This window comes from Bacillus sp. Bvel1, from assembly GCF_014872755.1.
In the GTDB taxonomy this organism is placed as follows: domain Bacteria; phylum Bacillota; class Bacilli; order Bacillales; family Bacillaceae; genus Bacillus; species Bacillus velezensis.
On sequence record NZ_JAAOBZ010000006.1, the window covers coordinates 129,467 to 145,086 of the forward strand.

General features: G+C 48.7%; 13 protein-coding genes. 8 read left to right on the forward strand and 5 right to left on the reverse strand.

What is annotated here, in order from left to right:
* Positions 1 to 23: 23 nt before the first annotated feature.
* The gene (locus HAP68_RS04735) at positions 24 to 728 is read left to right on the forward strand and encodes an EcsC family protein (protein ID WP_003155229.1); all 705 of its coding nucleotides are present in this window, start codon (positions 24 to 26) and stop codon (positions 726 to 728) included.
* Positions 729 to 751: 23 nt separating this feature from the next.
* Here HAP68_RS04735 and HAP68_RS04740 read toward each other — a convergent pair whose 3' ends face one another.
* From HAP68_RS04740 to hmoB, 3 genes are all read right to left on the reverse strand, one after another.
* Entirely contained in the window at positions 752 to 1,939 is a 1,188-nt protein-coding gene (locus tag HAP68_RS04740) for a M20 family metallopeptidase (protein WP_024085083.1), read from the reverse strand.
* Between the two features lie 68 nt (positions 1,940 to 2,007).
* Entirely contained in the window at positions 2,008 to 3,393 is a 1,386-nt protein-coding gene (locus HAP68_RS04745; RefSeq protein WP_003155225.1) for a hypothetical protein, read from the reverse strand.
* Between the two features lie 117 nt (positions 3,394 to 3,510).
* Entirely contained in the window at positions 3,511 to 4,011 is a 501-nt protein-coding gene (gene hmoB / locus HAP68_RS04750; protein ID WP_003155224.1) for a heme-degrading oxygenase HmoB, read from the reverse strand.
* 122 nt (positions 4,012 to 4,133) lie between these two features.
* On the opposite strand from hmoB, the gene HAP68_RS04755 reads away from it, so the two are divergent.
* The 6 genes from HAP68_RS04755 (at position 4,134) to HAP68_RS04780 (ending at position 13,060) form a co-directional block, all read left to right on the forward strand.
* The gene (locus tag HAP68_RS04755; protein WP_024085084.1) at positions 4,134 to 6,275 is read left to right on the forward strand and encodes a transglycosylase domain-containing protein; all 2,142 of its coding nucleotides are present in this window, start codon (positions 4,134 to 4,136) and stop codon (positions 6,273 to 6,275) included.
* Positions 6,276 to 6,398: 123 nt separating this feature from the next.
* On the forward strand, positions 6,399 to 7,460 hold the full coding sequence (hemE, locus tag HAP68_RS04760) for a uroporphyrinogen decarboxylase (RefSeq protein ID WP_003155222.1): 1,062 nt from the start codon (positions 6,399 to 6,401) through the stop codon (positions 7,458 to 7,460).
* Positions 7,461 to 7,535: 75 nt separating this feature from the next.
* Entirely contained in the window at positions 7,536 to 8,471 is a 936-nt protein-coding gene (hemH, locus tag HAP68_RS04765; RefSeq protein ID WP_003155221.1) for a ferrochelatase, read from the forward strand.
* A gap of 27 nt (positions 8,472 to 8,498) precedes the next feature.
* Complete coding sequence (gene hemY, locus HAP68_RS04770; RefSeq protein ID WP_003155220.1) at positions 8,499 to 9,932, forward strand: protoporphyrinogen oxidase; 1,434 nt, start codon at positions 8,499 to 8,501, stop codon at positions 9,930 to 9,932.
* 147 nt (positions 9,933 to 10,079) lie between these two features.
* The gene (locus HAP68_RS04775) at positions 10,080 to 10,652 is read left to right on the forward strand and encodes a TetR/AcrR family transcriptional regulator (RefSeq protein ID WP_003155219.1); all 573 of its coding nucleotides are present in this window, start codon (positions 10,080 to 10,082) and stop codon (positions 10,650 to 10,652) included.
* A 74-nt stretch (positions 10,653 to 10,726) separates the two neighbouring features.
* Positions 10,727 to 13,060 carry a YhgE/Pip domain-containing protein gene (locus HAP68_RS04780; RefSeq protein WP_003155218.1) on the forward strand — a complete coding sequence of 778 codons (2,334 nt, stop codon included), beginning with the start codon at positions 10,727 to 10,729 and terminating at the stop codon, positions 13,058 to 13,060.
* 50 nt (positions 13,061 to 13,110) lie between these two features.
* Here the strand turns inward: HAP68_RS04780 and fabHB are convergent, their stop codons facing one another.
* Together fabHB and HAP68_RS04790 are read right to left on the reverse strand one after the other, a co-directional pair.
* A complete protein-coding gene (fabHB, locus tag HAP68_RS04785) occupies positions 13,111 to 14,088 on the reverse strand; it encodes a beta-ketoacyl-ACP synthase III FabHB (protein ID WP_003155217.1) in 978 nt (325 codons plus the stop codon).
* A gap of 137 nt (positions 14,089 to 14,225) precedes the next feature.
* The gene (locus tag HAP68_RS04790) at positions 14,226 to 14,447 is read right to left on the reverse strand and encodes a hypothetical protein (RefSeq protein WP_003155215.1); all 222 of its coding nucleotides are present in this window, start codon (positions 14,445 to 14,447) and stop codon (positions 14,226 to 14,228) included.
* A gap of 131 nt (positions 14,448 to 14,578) precedes the next feature.
* Here HAP68_RS04790 and HAP68_RS04795 point away from each other — a divergent pair, with 131 nt between their 5' ends.
* Positions 14,579 to 15,610 (forward strand): M42 family metallopeptidase, encoded by a 1,032-nt coding sequence (locus tag HAP68_RS04795; RefSeq protein ID WP_015388474.1) that lies wholly within the window; start codon positions 14,579 to 14,581, stop codon positions 15,608 to 15,610.
* Positions 15,611 to 15,620: the final 10 nt, after the last annotated feature.

Below are 15,620 nucleotides of genomic sequence, written 5' to 3' on the forward strand. Positions count from 1 at the left end.
CTCAATGAAAGAAGGAGACACAGATGACCGACGATCAGCAGCTGGTACAGGAAGCACTGCAATGGAAAGCGCGTTTTTTGCGCAAAGATTCCATGCTTGAACGCTTTTCTAAAGGAATGCAGGCGAAAATAAATGAGCGGATTCCCGAAAAAATTCATGCCGTCATCACAGAAAGCATTAAAAAAATGACCGAAGCAACAATGGCGGGTTCAAATCTGGTGAAAAGCAAGCGGGATACAAACGGTATGACGCTTGCTGAAAAAGATGCTCTCGCCAGACAAACCATCGCATCGTACCAAAAGGTCGCGGCAGCTGAAGGTATCGGTACGGGGGCCGGCGGAATTTTTTTAGGAATGGCTGATTTTCCTTTGCTGCTATCCATTAAAATGAAATGTCTGTTCGATCTTGCCTCCATTTACGGCTATGATGTGAAAGACAGGGATGAGCGATTGTTTTTGCTGTTTATTTTTCAGCTGGCTTTCTCAAGCGGTGAACAGCGGAAACGCATATACTCAATGATTGAACAGTGGGATTCGAAAAAGCATGATGTCGATTGGAGAGTTTTTCAGCAGGAATATCGCGATTATCTGGACGTGGTGAAATTGTTTCAGCTTTTGCCGGTCGTCGGAGCCGCCGTGGGCGGAGCGGCCAATTATAAACTGCTGTCACAGCTCGGTGAGACGGCAAGGCACGTTTTTCATTTAAGAATTACAACAGCCGGTACGTAATGTACCGGCTGTTTTTTTTTATGTCAGCGGGGGTAGCTTACCGCGGCGCCGATAAGCACCTTGGCGGCCGTCAGCATCGCTTTTTCATTAAAATCAAATTTCGGGTGGTGATGAGGATAAACGGTTTCCGCGTTTTCTAAAGCGGCGCCCGTAAAGAAAAAAGCGCCTTTTGTATGCTGCAGATAATAGGAAAAATCCTCTCCCGCCATCTGCGGATCTCCTTCAACGACTTTCGTAACGCCGTCTGTTTCAGCTGCGGCTGCCGCCGCGTGCGCCGCTTCCTCAGGATGATTAACGACGGCGGGATAACCGCGCTTGAAACGATATTCATAGGAAGCGTAGTGCATGGAACAGATTCCTTTTACGACGGCTTCTATTTCTGCTTCGAGCAGGCCGCGCACACTTTCGTCAAACGAGCGGACGGTGCCTGAAATGACTGCCTGATCGGCAATCGCATTAAACGGATTTTCAGCGGTGAACGAGCCGGCTGAGATGACGGCCGGCTGCACCGGATTTACCCGCCGGCTGACGATATGCTGAAGAGCCGTGACGATTTGTGAGCCGATTAAAACGGCGTCCTTCGTATCGTGAGGGATCGCACCGTGACCGCCTTTGCCGATGACTTTAATCGTAAAGCCGTCAGCGGCGGCCATTACTGGGCCCGGGCGGCATAAGACCGTTCCGACGGGTTCAGTCGCCCATAGGTGTGTGCCGAAAATGGCATCGACATGTTCGAGGCAGCCGTCCTCAATCATTGCTTTTGCTCCGCCGGGAGATAATTCCTCAGCGTGCTGGTGGATCATCACAAATGACCCTTTCAGTTTTTCCCGGTTGCGGTACAGCACTTTTCCGGCCGCGAGCAGAGCCGCCGTATGGCCGTCATGCCCGCAGGCGTGCATGACGCCGGGAATTTGTGAAGCATAGGGCACATCTTTTTCATCCTGTATCGGCAAAGCGTCAAAATCAGCTCTGAGTGCCACGACCGGTCCCGGTTCACCGCCTTCAATACAGGCTGTGACACCGTTGCCCCCGACATTCGTCCGGATGGGGACGCCGAGCTTTTCATAAAATGAGGCGATGAACGCCGGTGTTTTTTTCTCCTTAAAGGATGGCTCGGGATTCATGTGAAGGTGACGCCTGATTTCAACCATTTCCTCATACAGCCCGTCAAGCTGAGCGTTTAAGCTTTTTTGAAGTGTCGTTAACGTCAAAAGCGATGCCCCCTCGTCTGCTTTTCCCATGATTGTATAGAAAATGTCAGAAGATTTCAATCTTTTTGCTACGGGAGAATGATGATGGCGGCGATGGTCGTGACGATAAGTCCGGCCGCAACAGGGATAAAGTTTTTCCTGGCAAGCTCAAACGGGTCAACTTTACAAATAGCCGCAGCGGGAATCAGTGCCCAAGGGACCAATGTTCCGCCCCCGACCCAGATCGCTGAAATCTGGCCCAGCGCCGTTAAAACGGCCGGGTCCGTATGAAGCGCGGCAGAAAACAGCTTTGCCATCGAGCCTGCAAGAGATATACCGGAAAACCCTGACCCGTCGAGCCCGGTAATCGCACCGACTGCGGCCAGGGCGATGCCGGCGAATTCTCCGGACATCGGAAAAGAATGGGACAGGGCCAGTCCGAGGTCATTGACGATTCCCGCAGACCCTTTCGGCAGCGGGGTGTTCAAAATATTTTTAAACCCCGCGTCACCGAGATAAAAGAAGGCCGCGATCGGAATGACGGGGCCGAATACTTTAAAGCCGAATTGAAAACCGCCGATAAAATACTCGGTGATCTTTTCTAAATGCCGCTCTTTATATACAATGAAATGAATGATCAGGAGAATGCCGATCGCGGTTCCTCCGACGAGTGCCGTCGCATCGTTTCCTTGGAGGCGGTATACGATCATGCAGATAATATCGGCGAGAAAAACAAGCGGAATGAAAACCGCCAGGATCACCCTGAGTTTTTTCGGCAGATACATACTTGTGTCCAAAGAACCGGAGCTGTCCAAGGAGAGGGGGGCCTTCGTTTTTTTTCGATCCCGCATGATGAGGAAGAAAGCGGTGATTGTCGTCGTTAACCCCATGATCAAAACGAGCGGAATACTTGCCTGCATGACATCGCTCACTGGGATGCCCGCGGCATCGGCCGTTAATTTCGGGGCCGCCTGAATGACGTAATCCCCCGATAAAGCGAATCCGTGGCCGAACAGGTTCATCGCCATAGCCGCAGCGATCGGAGAAAGGCCCGCCCGGATCGCTGCGGGAAGCAGCACAGCGCCGATCAGCGCCACCCCGGGTGACGGCCAGAAAAAAAGAGAGATGGCAAACATCAGACAGCCGATAACCCAATACGCGACAGCCGGCCCTTTCATCAGCTTTGCAAACGGAGAAATCATCGCTTCATTAATACCGGTTTTGGTCAAAAGGCCGCTCATCGCCACGATAAAACAAATGATAAAAATCGTCGGCAGCAATTCTCCGGCGGCATACGTAAAGCTGTGAAACAGGCTGCTGACCGAAGCGGAGAATGAATGCGTCGTCCATAGCGCAATCACAAAAATGCCGGCGAGTGAAATAAAGGTTGTATCTTTTCTGAGAAGCATAAAAACGATAATGGCCGCGATAAAAGCAACATAAAGCAGATGTACCGAGTAGACGCCGATCCCCAATTGAACCACTCCGTTTATAAATAGGATTGCTACAGGGTATTCATAGGCGGGCGGAAGGTGCAAAGAAGGATGCGTAAAATCGGGACATCAAAAAAGCCGGAGTATCTCCGGCGGTTTTCAGTCTATTGCGTAATAAGCGGTTACATAAGACGGACGGGAAAAAATAGACGTCGTGTCGATACCGGCAGATGTTCCGCGTTTTTTATGAGCTTCCTGATAAGAGTTTGACTGCTGCCAATCCTGAAAGGCTTTTTCCTCTTCCCACAGGGTCAAAATGACATACGTATCGCCTTCGAGCGGTCTTAATACGCGGATGGCTTTAAAACCGGGTTCATTTTCCACTTTGCCGGCGCGGTTTTTAAACCGGTTTTCAAACAGCGGACGGCCTTCCTGGGTAACGGCGATGTTGTTGAGGACGGCGTAGCCCGGATTTTTGATTTCCCCGACGCTGTCGATGCTTTCATAGGAATGGGGCGCCTGAAAAACGGTTTCTCCATTTGTTTCATGAATTAAAACCGCATTATCCTCCCCTTGCATCAGCACCATATTCTCACTCGGGTGTTTCTTGGCAATCGTCTTTAAAAAATCGGCTGTCCCGTATGTAATATAAACCTTCATATCAGCCACCTCCTGCTTGCTAGTATATCAAAAGAGTGGTATAAGTTTCTATTGGCGACTCATTCTGACATAATTCGAAACAATATTTCCCATACTACAAGTTAAGAAAGGCGAGGTGACTTATGCTGAAAAAGAAAAAAAGATTCTTTATTCCGGCTGTAATTGCGGCGGCAACCGCTTTTCTCGCGTTAATCGGATACATTATCATTATATTTCTCGGCCATTATGTCATCGATGAAAAGAAATTAATACTGCACGCATCTTCAAAAATCGTCGATCAAGACGGTGATGAAATCGCGAGCCTCTATACGGAAAATCGTGAGCCGGTATCCATTCAGCAGGTTCCGGAAGATGTGAGAGATGCCTTTATCGCCGTTGAAGATAAACGGTTTTACGAACATCACGGCATTGATGTGAAGTCTGTCGGCCGGGCGGTGTTCCGGGATGTTTTAGCAGGCGGCAAGGTGGAGGGCGGAAGCACGATCACCCAGCAGCTGGCGAAAAACATTTTTCTGACTCATGATAAAACATTTTTGCGCAAGACGAAGGAAGTCATTATCGCCATCAATCTTGAGCGTGATTACAGCAAGGACAAGCTGCTTGAAATGTACCTGAACCAGCTTTATTTCGGCCATGGCGTTTACGGCATTCAAGCCGCGTCCCACTACTACTTTAATAAAGAAGTAAAAGATTTAACCGTTGCAGAAGGAGCCGTTCTGGCAGCGATTCCGAAGGCGCCATCTCTTTATTCGCCGATTCAGCATCCGGATAAAAATAAAGAACGGCGCGATACGATTCTTGCAATGATGAACGATCAAGGCTATATCAGCGCCAAGGAAGCCGTCAGAGCCCAGGGCCGGACATTGGGGCTTAATGTCAAGAAAACATCAGAAACGCCTTGGTTTGACAGTTATATCGATCTTGTCATCAAGGAGGCGGAAGACCGTTATTCGATGTCAGGAGAACAGCTGCTTCAAGGCGGCTATACGATCCGGACGTCACTTGATTCCAAGCTGCAGAAAACGGCATATACCCTCATGAAGGAAAGCGGCTATTTTCCGGGGACGGATCAGGCGGCAGAGGGAAGCGCCGTCTTTATTGATAATAAAACCGGAGGCGTGCGCGCGGCGGTCGGCGGGCGCGACTACGTGACAAAAGGATACAACAGGGTTACGGCGAAGCGGCAGCCGGGCTCAACGTTTAAGCCGATTGCCGTATACGGGCCCGCCATGCAGGAAGACAAGTTCAAACCGTATTCGCTTCTCCAAGACAAACTGACGTCCTACGACGGGTATGAACCGAAAAATTATGACGGACAGTACAAGGGGGAAGTGACGATGCAGGATGCGATCACTTACAGCATAAATGCGCCCGCTGTCTGGACATTGAAGCAGATCGGCGTGGATACGGGAAAATCGTATCTTGAGAAAAACGGCATGAACATTTCTGACAACGGACTCGCGATTGCGCTGGGCGGTCTGTCTGAAGGCGTCACTCCGCTTCAGCTTGCCGGAGCTTATCATACCTTTGCGGCAAACGGAATGTATACGAAGCCATTTTTTATAGAGAACATCACGGACGAAGACGGAGAAACGCTATCCGGGCCTAAAAACGGCAAAACGCGCGTCTTCAGCGGACAGACGGCATGGAATATGACGAGAATGCTTCAGCAGGTCGTAAAAGAAGGAACCGCTTCACAAGGCAGCTATCGAGGTGACCTGGCGGGGAAAACCGGCACGACCACATTTACCGGCATCCCCGGCGCGACAAAGGACGCCTGGTTTGCGGGATACACTCCCGGACTGACGGGAGCCGTCTGGATGGGCTATGACAAAACGGATAAAACCCATTACCTGAAAGGCGGAAGCCAGTACCCGGTCAGACTCTTTAAAGATATCGTCACAAAAGCGGGTGAAAACGGCCGGACATTCAAAAAGCCTGAAAATGTGAAGGAACTGGGCAGCCCGATTGAGCTGGAGGCGGTAAAATCCCTGTCGGCCCGTTATACATTTAAGGCGATGGGACTGATTACGGTTCAATTAAAATGGGATATTCAAAAGGATGATCGGGTTGTTTACCGAATATATGAGAAGAAAGACGGAAAAGACAAGCTTCTGGATTCGGTGAAAGGAAAAGGCAGCTTTGACATACCGTACGCCAATCTGTTTTCAGGGGCCTCATACAAAGTCGTTCCATTTAATTCGCAGACGAATCAAGAAGGAGAGGGAACGGAATACGTTCAGCCGAAGCTTTTTTCTTCTTAATCATGAATTCGGCGATTTTTTGAACATTAAGCCTCAATTCTATACCATTCAGAAAAAACAAGGTATAGTGTAATGGGCGAAGAACACGAACGTATGGTTGCAGGAGGAAAGGTGGAAATTCAGATGAGTAAACGAGAAGCGTTTAATGATACGTTTTTAAAAGCGGCACGGGGAGAAAAAACAAATCACGTCCCTGTCTGGTACATGAGGCAGGCGGGGAGGTCTCAGCCGGAATACCGCAAGCTGAAAGAAAAGTACGGCTTAGTCGAAATTACGCATCAGCCCGAGCTGTGCGCGTATGTGACGAGGCTCCCGGTCGAGCAGTACGGAGTGGACGCTGCCATTTTATATAAAGATATTATGACGCCTCTTCCTTATATCGGAGTGGATGTTGAAATAAAAAACGGAATCGGCCCGGTGATCGATCAGCCGGTGCGCTCTGCTGCGGATATTGAAAAGCTCGGCGAACTGAATCCCGAACAGGATGTTCCTTACGTGCTGGAAACGATCCGATTACTCGTAAACGAACAGCTGAATGTTCCGCTCATCGGTTTTTCGGGAGCGCCTTTTACGCTGGCCAGTTATATGATTGAAGGCGGGCCTTCTAAAAATTACAACAAAACAAAAGCGTTTATGCACAGTATGCCGCAAGCGTGGCAAATGCTGATGGACAAGCTCGCGGACATGATTATCGTTTATGTAAAAGCGCAGATTAATGCCGGCGCAAAAGCCATTCAGATTTTTGATTCATGGGTCGGCGCGCTGAACCGCGAAGATTACCGGCAGTTTATAAAACCGGTGATGGACAGAATATTCCGGGAGCTTTCAGCAGAGCAAGTTCCGCTGATCATGTTCGGCGTAGGCGCAAGCCACCTGGCCGGGGATTGGCATGACCTTCCTCTTGATGTCGTCGGTCTTGATTGGAGACTCGGCATAGATGACGCCAGAAAACAAGGCATTACAAAAACGGTTCAGGGCAATCTTGATCCGTCGCTTCTTCTTGCGCCTTGGGAAGTCATCGAGAAAAAAGCGAAAGCGATACTTGATCAAGGCATGAAAACGGACGGGTTTATTTTCAATTTAGGTCACGGCGTATTCCCTGATGTCAATCCGGCAACGCTGAAAAAGCTGACGGCGTTTGTACATGAATATTCCGCGGCCAAAAAAACGGAACAATCTTCCTGAGCAGATCGTTGGTTATAAGAAGATTTTCCTGTCAAAATCAAGGTAGACAGACCATCAAAAGAGGTGTTTAACAAAATGAGCAGCAAAAAGAAAATGGGACTTCTCGTCATGGCTTACGGAACGCCTTACAAAGAAGAGGACATAGAACGTTATTATACACATATCAGACGCGGAAGAAAGCCGGAGCCGCACATGCTTCAAGACTTAAAAGACAGATATGAAGCGATCGGAGGCATTTCTCCGCTGGCAAAAATCACGCAGGAGCAGGCGGAGAAGCTCGCACAGCGTTTAAATGAAATCCAGGACGACGTAACATTCAAAGTGTACATCGGATTAAAACATATTGAACCGTTTATTGAAGACGCGGTGGCGGACATGCATAAAGACGGCATTACAGAAGCTGTCAGCCTTGTGCTCGCCCCTCATTTTTCAACATTCAGCGTCCAGTCATACAACAAACGCGCGAAAGAAGAAGCGGAGAAGCTCGGCGGCTTGACCATCAAGTCTGTTGAAAGCTGGTATGATGAACCGAAATTCGTTGATTATTGGGTCGGCCAGGTGAAGAAAACGTATGAATCAATGCCGAAAGAAGAACGGGATGACGCGATGCTGATCGTCTCAGCGCACAGCCTTCCTGAAAAAATTAAAGAATACGGCGATCCGTATCCTGACCAGCTGGAGGAATCCGCAAAACTGATTGCCGAAGGCGCCGGAATTACCGATTACGCAGTCGGCTGGCAAAGCGAAGGGAACACCCCTGATCCGTGGCTCGGGCCGGATGTGCAGGATCTCACGCGCGAGCTGTATCAAAAGCATCCTTATAAAGCATTTGTATACGTGCCCGCAGGCTTCGTTGCCGATCATTTAGAGGTGCTTTACGATAATGATTATGAATGCAAAGCTGTGACCGAAGAAGTCGGCGCAAGCTACTATCGTCCGGCCATGCCGAACGCACAGCCTGAATTTATCGACGCGCTTGCAGCGGTCGTGCTGAAAGAGCTGGACAAGTAGAATTAAACGGTAAAGAAGGCGATAAAAATGAGTGGCGATAAAAAACATCTGGTCATCATCGGCGGCGGCATAACGGGATTAGCCGCCGCCTTCTACATGGAAAAAGAAATCAAGGAAAAACAGCTGCCGCTTGAGGTCACCCTGATCGAAGCGGGCCCGAGAGCGGGCGGTAAAATTCAGACGGCGCATAAAGACGGCTACATCATTGAGCGGGGGCCGGATTCTTTTTTGGAAAGGAAAAAAAGCGCGCCGCAGCTCGTTAAGGATTTGGGGCTTGAGCATCTGCTCGTCAACAATGCGACCGGCCAGTCTTACGTGCTCGTCAATGAGACGCTTCATCCGATGCCGAAGGGCGCGGTGATGGGCATTCCGACCAAAATCGCTCCGTTCATCTCCACCGGTTTATTTTCTGTACCCGGAAAAGCGCGGGCGGCGCTTGACTTTGTCCTGCCTGCGAGCAAACCGAAGGAGGATCAGTCTCTGGGTGAATTTTTCCGCAGACGCGTCGGTGACGAAGTCGTTGAGAATTTAATAGAACCGCTATTATCAGGGATTTATGCCGGAGATATTGATAAGCTGAGCCTCATGTCCACGTTTCCGCAATTCTATCAGACTGAGCAAAAGCACAGAAGCCTGATTCTCGGTATGAAAAAATCACGTCCGCAGCCTTCGGGACAGCAGCTGACGGCCAAAAAGCAGGGCCAGTTTTTAACGCTGACGACAGGACTTCAAACGTTGGTGGAGGAGCTGGAAAAGCAGCTTACGCTGACAAAGGTGATGAAAGGAACGAAAGTCACCCATATCGGCCGCGAGGAGAAAGGATATTCCGTGACGCTTGATAATGGCAAAGTGCTCTATGCGGAAGGATGCATAGTGACAGCCCCGCATAAAGCCGCGGCGAAAATGCTTTCTGATCTGCCGGCGGTTTCATGTCTCAAAGATATGCATTCTACGTCCGTTGCCAACGTCGCCTTAGGTTTTCCTGAGGGAGCCGTCAAAATGGAGCATGAAGGTACGGGATTCGTTATCTCAAGAAACAGCGATTTCTCCATCACGGCCTGCACATGGACGAATAAAAAATGGCCGCACGCGGCGCCGGAGGGCAAAACACTTCTCAGGGCGTACGTCGGAAAGGCCGGAGATGAATCCATCGTAGATCTTTCAGATAACGAGATCATTAAAATCGTAATGGAAGATTTGAAAAAAGTAATGAAAATAAATGGCGAACCGGAAATGACCTGTGTGACCCGCTGGAACGAAAGCATGCCGCAATACCATGTCGGCCATAAGGAGCGCATCAAAGAGTTCAGAGATGCGCTGAAAGCTTCCTATCCGGGCGTATACGCGACGGGCGCGTCTTTCGAAGGGGTGGGCATCCCCGACTGTATCGACCAGGGAAAAGCCGCCGTATATGATTCACTCGCTTATTTATTTGAAACGTACCAGCCTCCGTTATCGTAAAACGGAGGTTTTTTGCATGTTCCCGTTCTGTAAAGGGAACACCAATAAAGAGAAAAAACATTTGAATCTTCTTTGCGACTGTGATAAGTTATCTTATGTACAAAATGACTAAAACGTTCAAACGGTCAATTTAACGAGGTGGGAAACATGTCCGTCGATCGGAAAAAGCTCATTCTGGAAGCGGCAACGAAGTCTTTTACACAATTCGGCTACAAAGCAACGACAATGGATCTGGTGGCAAAGCTTGCAAATGTGGGGAAGGGAACCATCTACACGTTTTTCAAAAACAAAGAAGAACTGTTTGATGATATTTTCACCACTATTTTAAGAGAAATGAAGGAACACGCAGACGAAGCGATGAAACCGGAGCTTTCATTTCACGAAAATGTTCACCGGGCGCTTGTCGCGATTTTGGAATTCAGAAAAACACACCAGCTGACTATTAAAATTTTTCAGGAGAACGCCGAGATTGGTACAATAGCCGTTCAGGATGTCATTGCGAAAATGGAGCGGGCCATTCTGTCATACATTAAAGAAAAGATAGAAACAGCCATTGAAAACGGAAGCATTAAACCGTGTGATCCGGAACTGACCGCTTTTGTGATGCTCAAGCTCTACATCGCGCTGATATTTGACTGGGAAAAAAACCATCCGCCTCTTGAAAAAGAGACGATCGCCGAATTGCTGGAAATGTATGTTGGTCAAGGATTATCTAAATAATAGATGATCCTTCACTTTTTAGGTGCCGTGACCGTTTTGTCAAATGAGTCAGTTTGCGGAAGGAGGCAACAGGGTTGAATACAATAAAAAGCCAGTGGAAAGACATTGTAACGAACAAGAAACTGTTAATCCCCATCATTGCCATATTATTCGTTCCGCTGATCTACAGCGGAGTGTTTTTGAAGGCGTACTGGGACCCGTACGGCACGGTGGATCAGCTGCCGGTTGTCGTTGTCAACCAGGATAAAGGGGCGGACTACGAAGGGAAACATCTTCAGATCGGTGACGATCTTGTGAAAGAGTTAAAGAAAAATGATAATTTTGATTGGCATTTTTCAAACGATCTTGATCAATCGTTAAAGGACTTATTAAATGCTAAATATTATTTATTGGTCGAGATTCCTGAAGATTTTTCTAAAAACGCCAGCACGGTAATGGATAAAAATCCGAAGAAGCTGGATCTGAAATATCATACGAATGCCGGATCAAACTATGTCGGCGCGACAATCGGCGAAAAGGCGATCGACAAGCTGAAAGCCTCCGTGTCGAAAGAAGTGACGGAGCAATACGCAAAAGTCATTTTTGACAATTTTAAAGATATTGCCAAAGGACTCGGCAAAGCCAGCAGCGGCGCCAAGAAAATAGACGACGGCACGAAAAACGCGAAAGACGGCAGCGCCAAGCTGAAGGAAAATTTAGCGAAGCTTACTGAAAGCACCGCCACCATCGGCGATAAAACGCAGCAGCTTGCAGACGGAGCGGCGAAAGTGACAAGCGGAATTCAAACGCTTGACAGCTCTATCGCAAAACTTCAGAGCGCAAGCGCCGAAATTCAAGATAAATCAGGACAGATTGCTTCAGGAGGAGGCCAAGTGGCCAGCGGGCTGAAAACGAGCCTTGACGCACAAAAGCAGCTCCAGCAAAAGCTTCCGGATTTAACGAATGGATTAAGCGCGTTAAACAGCAAGGCGCAGGAAGTGTCGCAAAAAGCGGCGGCATTTGAAGATGCGATCAATTCAGTCAACCTCTCAGATATTGAAAAAGCGGTTGGGGAGCTTGAGCAGACTGAAAAGGAATTGCAGCAGTTTAAGAAAAAGCTTTCTGATCTGAAAAACAGCCTGGATGCCCGGGATGACGCGGTCAAAAAGGTGATTAAGGACAGTGATTTCTTAACGGATGAGCAAAAAGCGAAACTTGTTCAGCTTCTGAATGAGAAGCTTCCGAAGGCCGACCTTCCGGATTTAGACAATATCGTCAGCCAGCTTCCGTCCGGCGGAGATATCCAGCTTCCGGATATGTCAGTCATAAAAAGCGCGCTGGCAGATGTAAAAGCGAAGGCTGATCAGCTGAAAGCACTGCCTCAGTCCACATCGAAACTGTATAACGGCGCGGCGGCGGTACAAGACGCGATTAACCAGCTGACGGCTGGAACTGATAAATTGTACAGCGGAGCGCAGACCGTCTTTGAAAGCCAAAACAAATTGACGGCCGGTATCGGCGAATACAACAGCAAGTTCGGACAGCTCAAAACAGGATCAGAAGCGTTAGTGTCAGGGAGCGGCCAGGTGTCTGGCGGCTTAACGAAACTGCTGGACGCGCAAAACAAAATCCATGACGGCTCGTCCAAAATTGAGCAGGGTCAAGCGTCTCTCGGCACCGGTTTAAGCAAGCTTTTAGACGGCACCGGACAATTGTCCAGCCAGCTGAAAGATGCGGCTGATCAAACCGGGGACATTAAGACAGATGACAAAACGTACAGCATGTTTGCCGATCCGGTAAAAACGGACGATAACGCGATTCATTCCGTGCCTAACTACGGTACCGGACTGACGCCTTATATTCTCTCTATGGGCTTGTATGTCGGCGGATTGATGCTGACGGTCGTATTCCCTCTGAGTGAAGCTTCAGGGCGTCCGAGAAACGGTTTTGAATGGTTCCTCAGCAAATTCAGCGTCATTCTGCTCGTCGGACTGATTCAATCCGTTATAGTCGCCACGGTTCTGTTAAAAGGAATCGGGCTTGATGTGGAAAGCACTTGGAGATTCTATCTCTTTACGATGATTACCAGCATCGCGTTCCTGTCGATGATTCAATTATTGGCGACAACGATGGGAAATCCGGGACGCTTTATCGCTGTCATCATTCTGGTGCTCCAGCTTGGGGCAAGCGGAGGAACCTTCCCGCTTGAACTCCTGCCGGGATTCTATCAAGTGATTCACGGGGCACTGCCGATGACTTACAGCATCAACGGGTTCCGTGCCGTCATTTCAAATGGCGATTACGGCTATATGTGGCAGCAGGCATCCATTCTGTTGGGTATCGCCGTTGTCATGATCGCGCTGACCATCGTGTATTTTACGGTGCAAAGCAAAAAAGAACACAAAACGGAAGAAGAAATAACAGCATAAGAAAAAGAGGCGCTGAGCAGATGCTCAGGGCCTCTTTTTTTTGATTTCGATTAAAATCCCCATCTCACCAAAAGTCCGGTATACGTCAATCCGCCGCCGAACCCGAACAATACCAGCGTCTGGCCTTCCGACAGTTTTTTTGCTTTCACAGCTTCATCCAAAGCGAGAATAATAGAAACCGATGAAGTGTTGCCGTAATATTCAACGCTTGTCAATGTCCGTTCAAGCGGGAAGGGCAGTTTTTCACAGATGGATTCGATCATCCGCATGTTGGCGCTGTGAGGAACGAACCAATCCAGATCGTCTTTTGAAAAGCCGGCTTTTTCTAAAAGGGCATTGCATTCCTCAGGCACGGTTCTGGCCGCCCATTTATATACTTCGCGCCCGTTTTGCACCATATTTCCTCCGCCTTTAAGCGGCTCGCCGTTTAATTCTGCGCTCAGTCCCGTGCGATACAACACGTCCGCGCTTCCTCCCGCTGTTCCTTGCACGGCTGCCAAAAAGCCCGGCGCTGATTCGTCGCGTTCCACCAATAGGGCGCCTGCAGCATCTCCGAAAAGAACGCAGGTCGTCCGGTCAGTATAATCCGTTACCTTTGATAATGTTTCACCGGCAATGACAATCACTTTTTGATGGGAACCGGCGGTAATTAATGCGTCTGCGAGCTGAAGGCCGTAAGTGAGTCCGGCGCATGTGGCGTTAATATCAAGCGCTCCCGTGTGTGGCCAGCCGAAGTAAGCCTGCACGCGTGCCGCGGTGCTTGGAAACGCATAGTCCGCCGTCGTTGTGGCGACAAGAATCATATCGACATCATCAAGAGTTCCGCTGTATCGTTCTGCAAGGTTTTTCACCGCTTCCACACACAAATCCGATGTGAATTCATGTTCGCCGGCAATGCGTCTTTCCTTCATACCGGTGCGCTGGACGATCCATTCATCAGATGTATCGACGATGCGCTCCAAATCCGCGTTTGTTAATCGGCGTGCCGGAGCATATGTACCGATTGCTGTAATTTTAGATTTTGACATGAAAAAATCACTCCTTTATATCAGATTATAACACCTGATATTATTACTTGATACTAATTTTAATAAAAAAACCCAAGCAGCATCCGCTGTTTGGGGAGCATGAGAATTTTATTTGTAAAACGGGCTTGTGTGAACGATTACCAATGACGGCAGCAGCGGCGGCATGAATGATGATGCTTCTTTTTGTCTTTCTTCTTTTTGTCTTTCTTCTTTTTACAAGGGTCTTCTTTTTTCTTTTTACAGTGATCTTTTTCTTTTTTACAGCACCAGAAGGCTGCACCAGACCAATCATCCTCAAACCAATCCTCAAACCAATCATTATGAAACCTTTTCCGCTTGTGCGGTTTACGGCTGATCATACATTTCCCTCCTATGCTCATGCTCCCTTCATTCTATGAAAAAAGAGCAGGAAAAGATTGGACGGGTTATGGATCAAAAGAGTATATTTTAAGAAGAATAAAATTGATAGGAGGAATGACCTGTGGAAAATATGAAACATACGATGGAACTGATTAAAGAACTGGTGTCGATTCCGAGTCCGACGGGCAATACATACGAGGTTATCGCCTATACAGAAAGTCTTTTAAAAGAATGGGGCGTCTCCTCTTACAGAAACCGCAAAGGCGGTCTTTTTGTCACAATTCCCGGCCGTGATGACAAGAAACACAGATTGCTGACGGCGCATGTCGATACGCTCGGCGCGATGGTAAAGGAAATAAAGTCGGACGGCCGGCTGAAGATTGACTTGATCGGCGGCTTCCGATATCACTCGATTGAAGGGGAATATTGCGAGATCCAAACTTCTTCCGGCAAAACCTATACAGGCACCATCTTAATGCATCAGACTTCAGTGCACGTCTACAAGGACGCCGGCAAGGCAGAGCGGAATCAGGAGAATATGGAAGTCCGCCTTGATGAGCCTGTCCGGACGAAGGAAGAGACGTCCGATCTCGGCATCAGGGTCGGCGATTTCATCTCATTTGACCCGCGCGTGCAGATTACGCCGAGCGGCTTTATTAAGTCCCGGCATCTTGATGACAAAGCGAGCGTGGCTCTGCTCTTGAATTTAATCCGCCGCATCACGGAAGAGAAAATCGAACTTCCGTATACGACGCATTTTCTGATTTCTAATAATGAAGAAATCGGCTACGGCGGCAATTCCAACATTCCTCCTGAGACCGTCGAATACTTGGCTGTTGATATGGGAGCGATCGGCGACGGCCAGTCTACGGATGAATATACCGTCTCCATTTGCGTGAAGGATGCGAGCGGACCGTACCATTATCAGCTCAGAAAACATCTGGCCGGGCTTGCGGAGCGCTATGGCATTGATTATCAGCTTGATATTTATCCGTATTACGGTTCTGATGCCTCAGCAGCCATCCGTTCGGGCCATGACATCGTTCACGGGCTGATCGGCCCGGGAATTGACGCTTCACACGCTTTTGAACGCACGCATGAATTATCGCTTCTTAATACGGCGAAGCTTTTGCACCGGTACGTTCTATCGCCGATGGCATAAAAAACCCTGC

What these genes read in the sequence shown, in the direction of transcription:
- HAP68_RS04735 (WP_003155229.1), top strand. Translation starts at nt 24, where the DNA reads ATGACCGACGATCAGCAGCTGGTACAGGAAGCACTGCAATGGAAAGCG.
- hmoB (WP_003155224.1), bottom strand. Translation starts at nt 4,011, where the DNA reads ATGAAGGTTTATATTACATACGGGACAGCCGATTTTTTAAAGACGATT.
- HAP68_RS04755 (WP_024085084.1), top strand. Translation starts at nt 4,134, where the DNA reads ATGCTGAAAAAGAAAAAAAGATTCTTTATTCCGGCTGTAATTGCGGCG.
- hemE (WP_003155222.1), top strand. Translation starts at nt 6,399, where the DNA reads ATGAGTAAACGAGAAGCGTTTAATGATACGTTTTTAAAAGCGGCACGG.
- hemH (WP_003155221.1), top strand. Translation starts at nt 7,536, where the DNA reads ATGAGCAGCAAAAAGAAAATGGGACTTCTCGTCATGGCTTACGGAACG.
- hemY (WP_003155220.1), top strand. Translation starts at nt 8,499, where the DNA reads ATGAGTGGCGATAAAAAACATCTGGTCATCATCGGCGGCGGCATAACG.
- HAP68_RS04775 (WP_003155219.1), top strand. Translation starts at nt 10,080, where the DNA reads ATGTCCGTCGATCGGAAAAAGCTCATTCTGGAAGCGGCAACGAAGTCT.
- fabHB (WP_003155217.1), bottom strand. Translation starts at nt 14,088, where the DNA reads ATGTCAAAATCTAAAATTACAGCAATCGGTACATATGCTCCGGCACGC.
- HAP68_RS04790 (WP_003155215.1), bottom strand. Translation starts at nt 14,447, where the DNA reads ATGATCAGCCGTAAACCGCACAAGCGGAAAAGGTTTCATAATGATTGG.
- HAP68_RS04795 (WP_015388474.1), top strand. Translation starts at nt 14,579, where the DNA reads ATGAAACATACGATGGAACTGATTAAAGAACTGGTGTCGATTCCGAGT.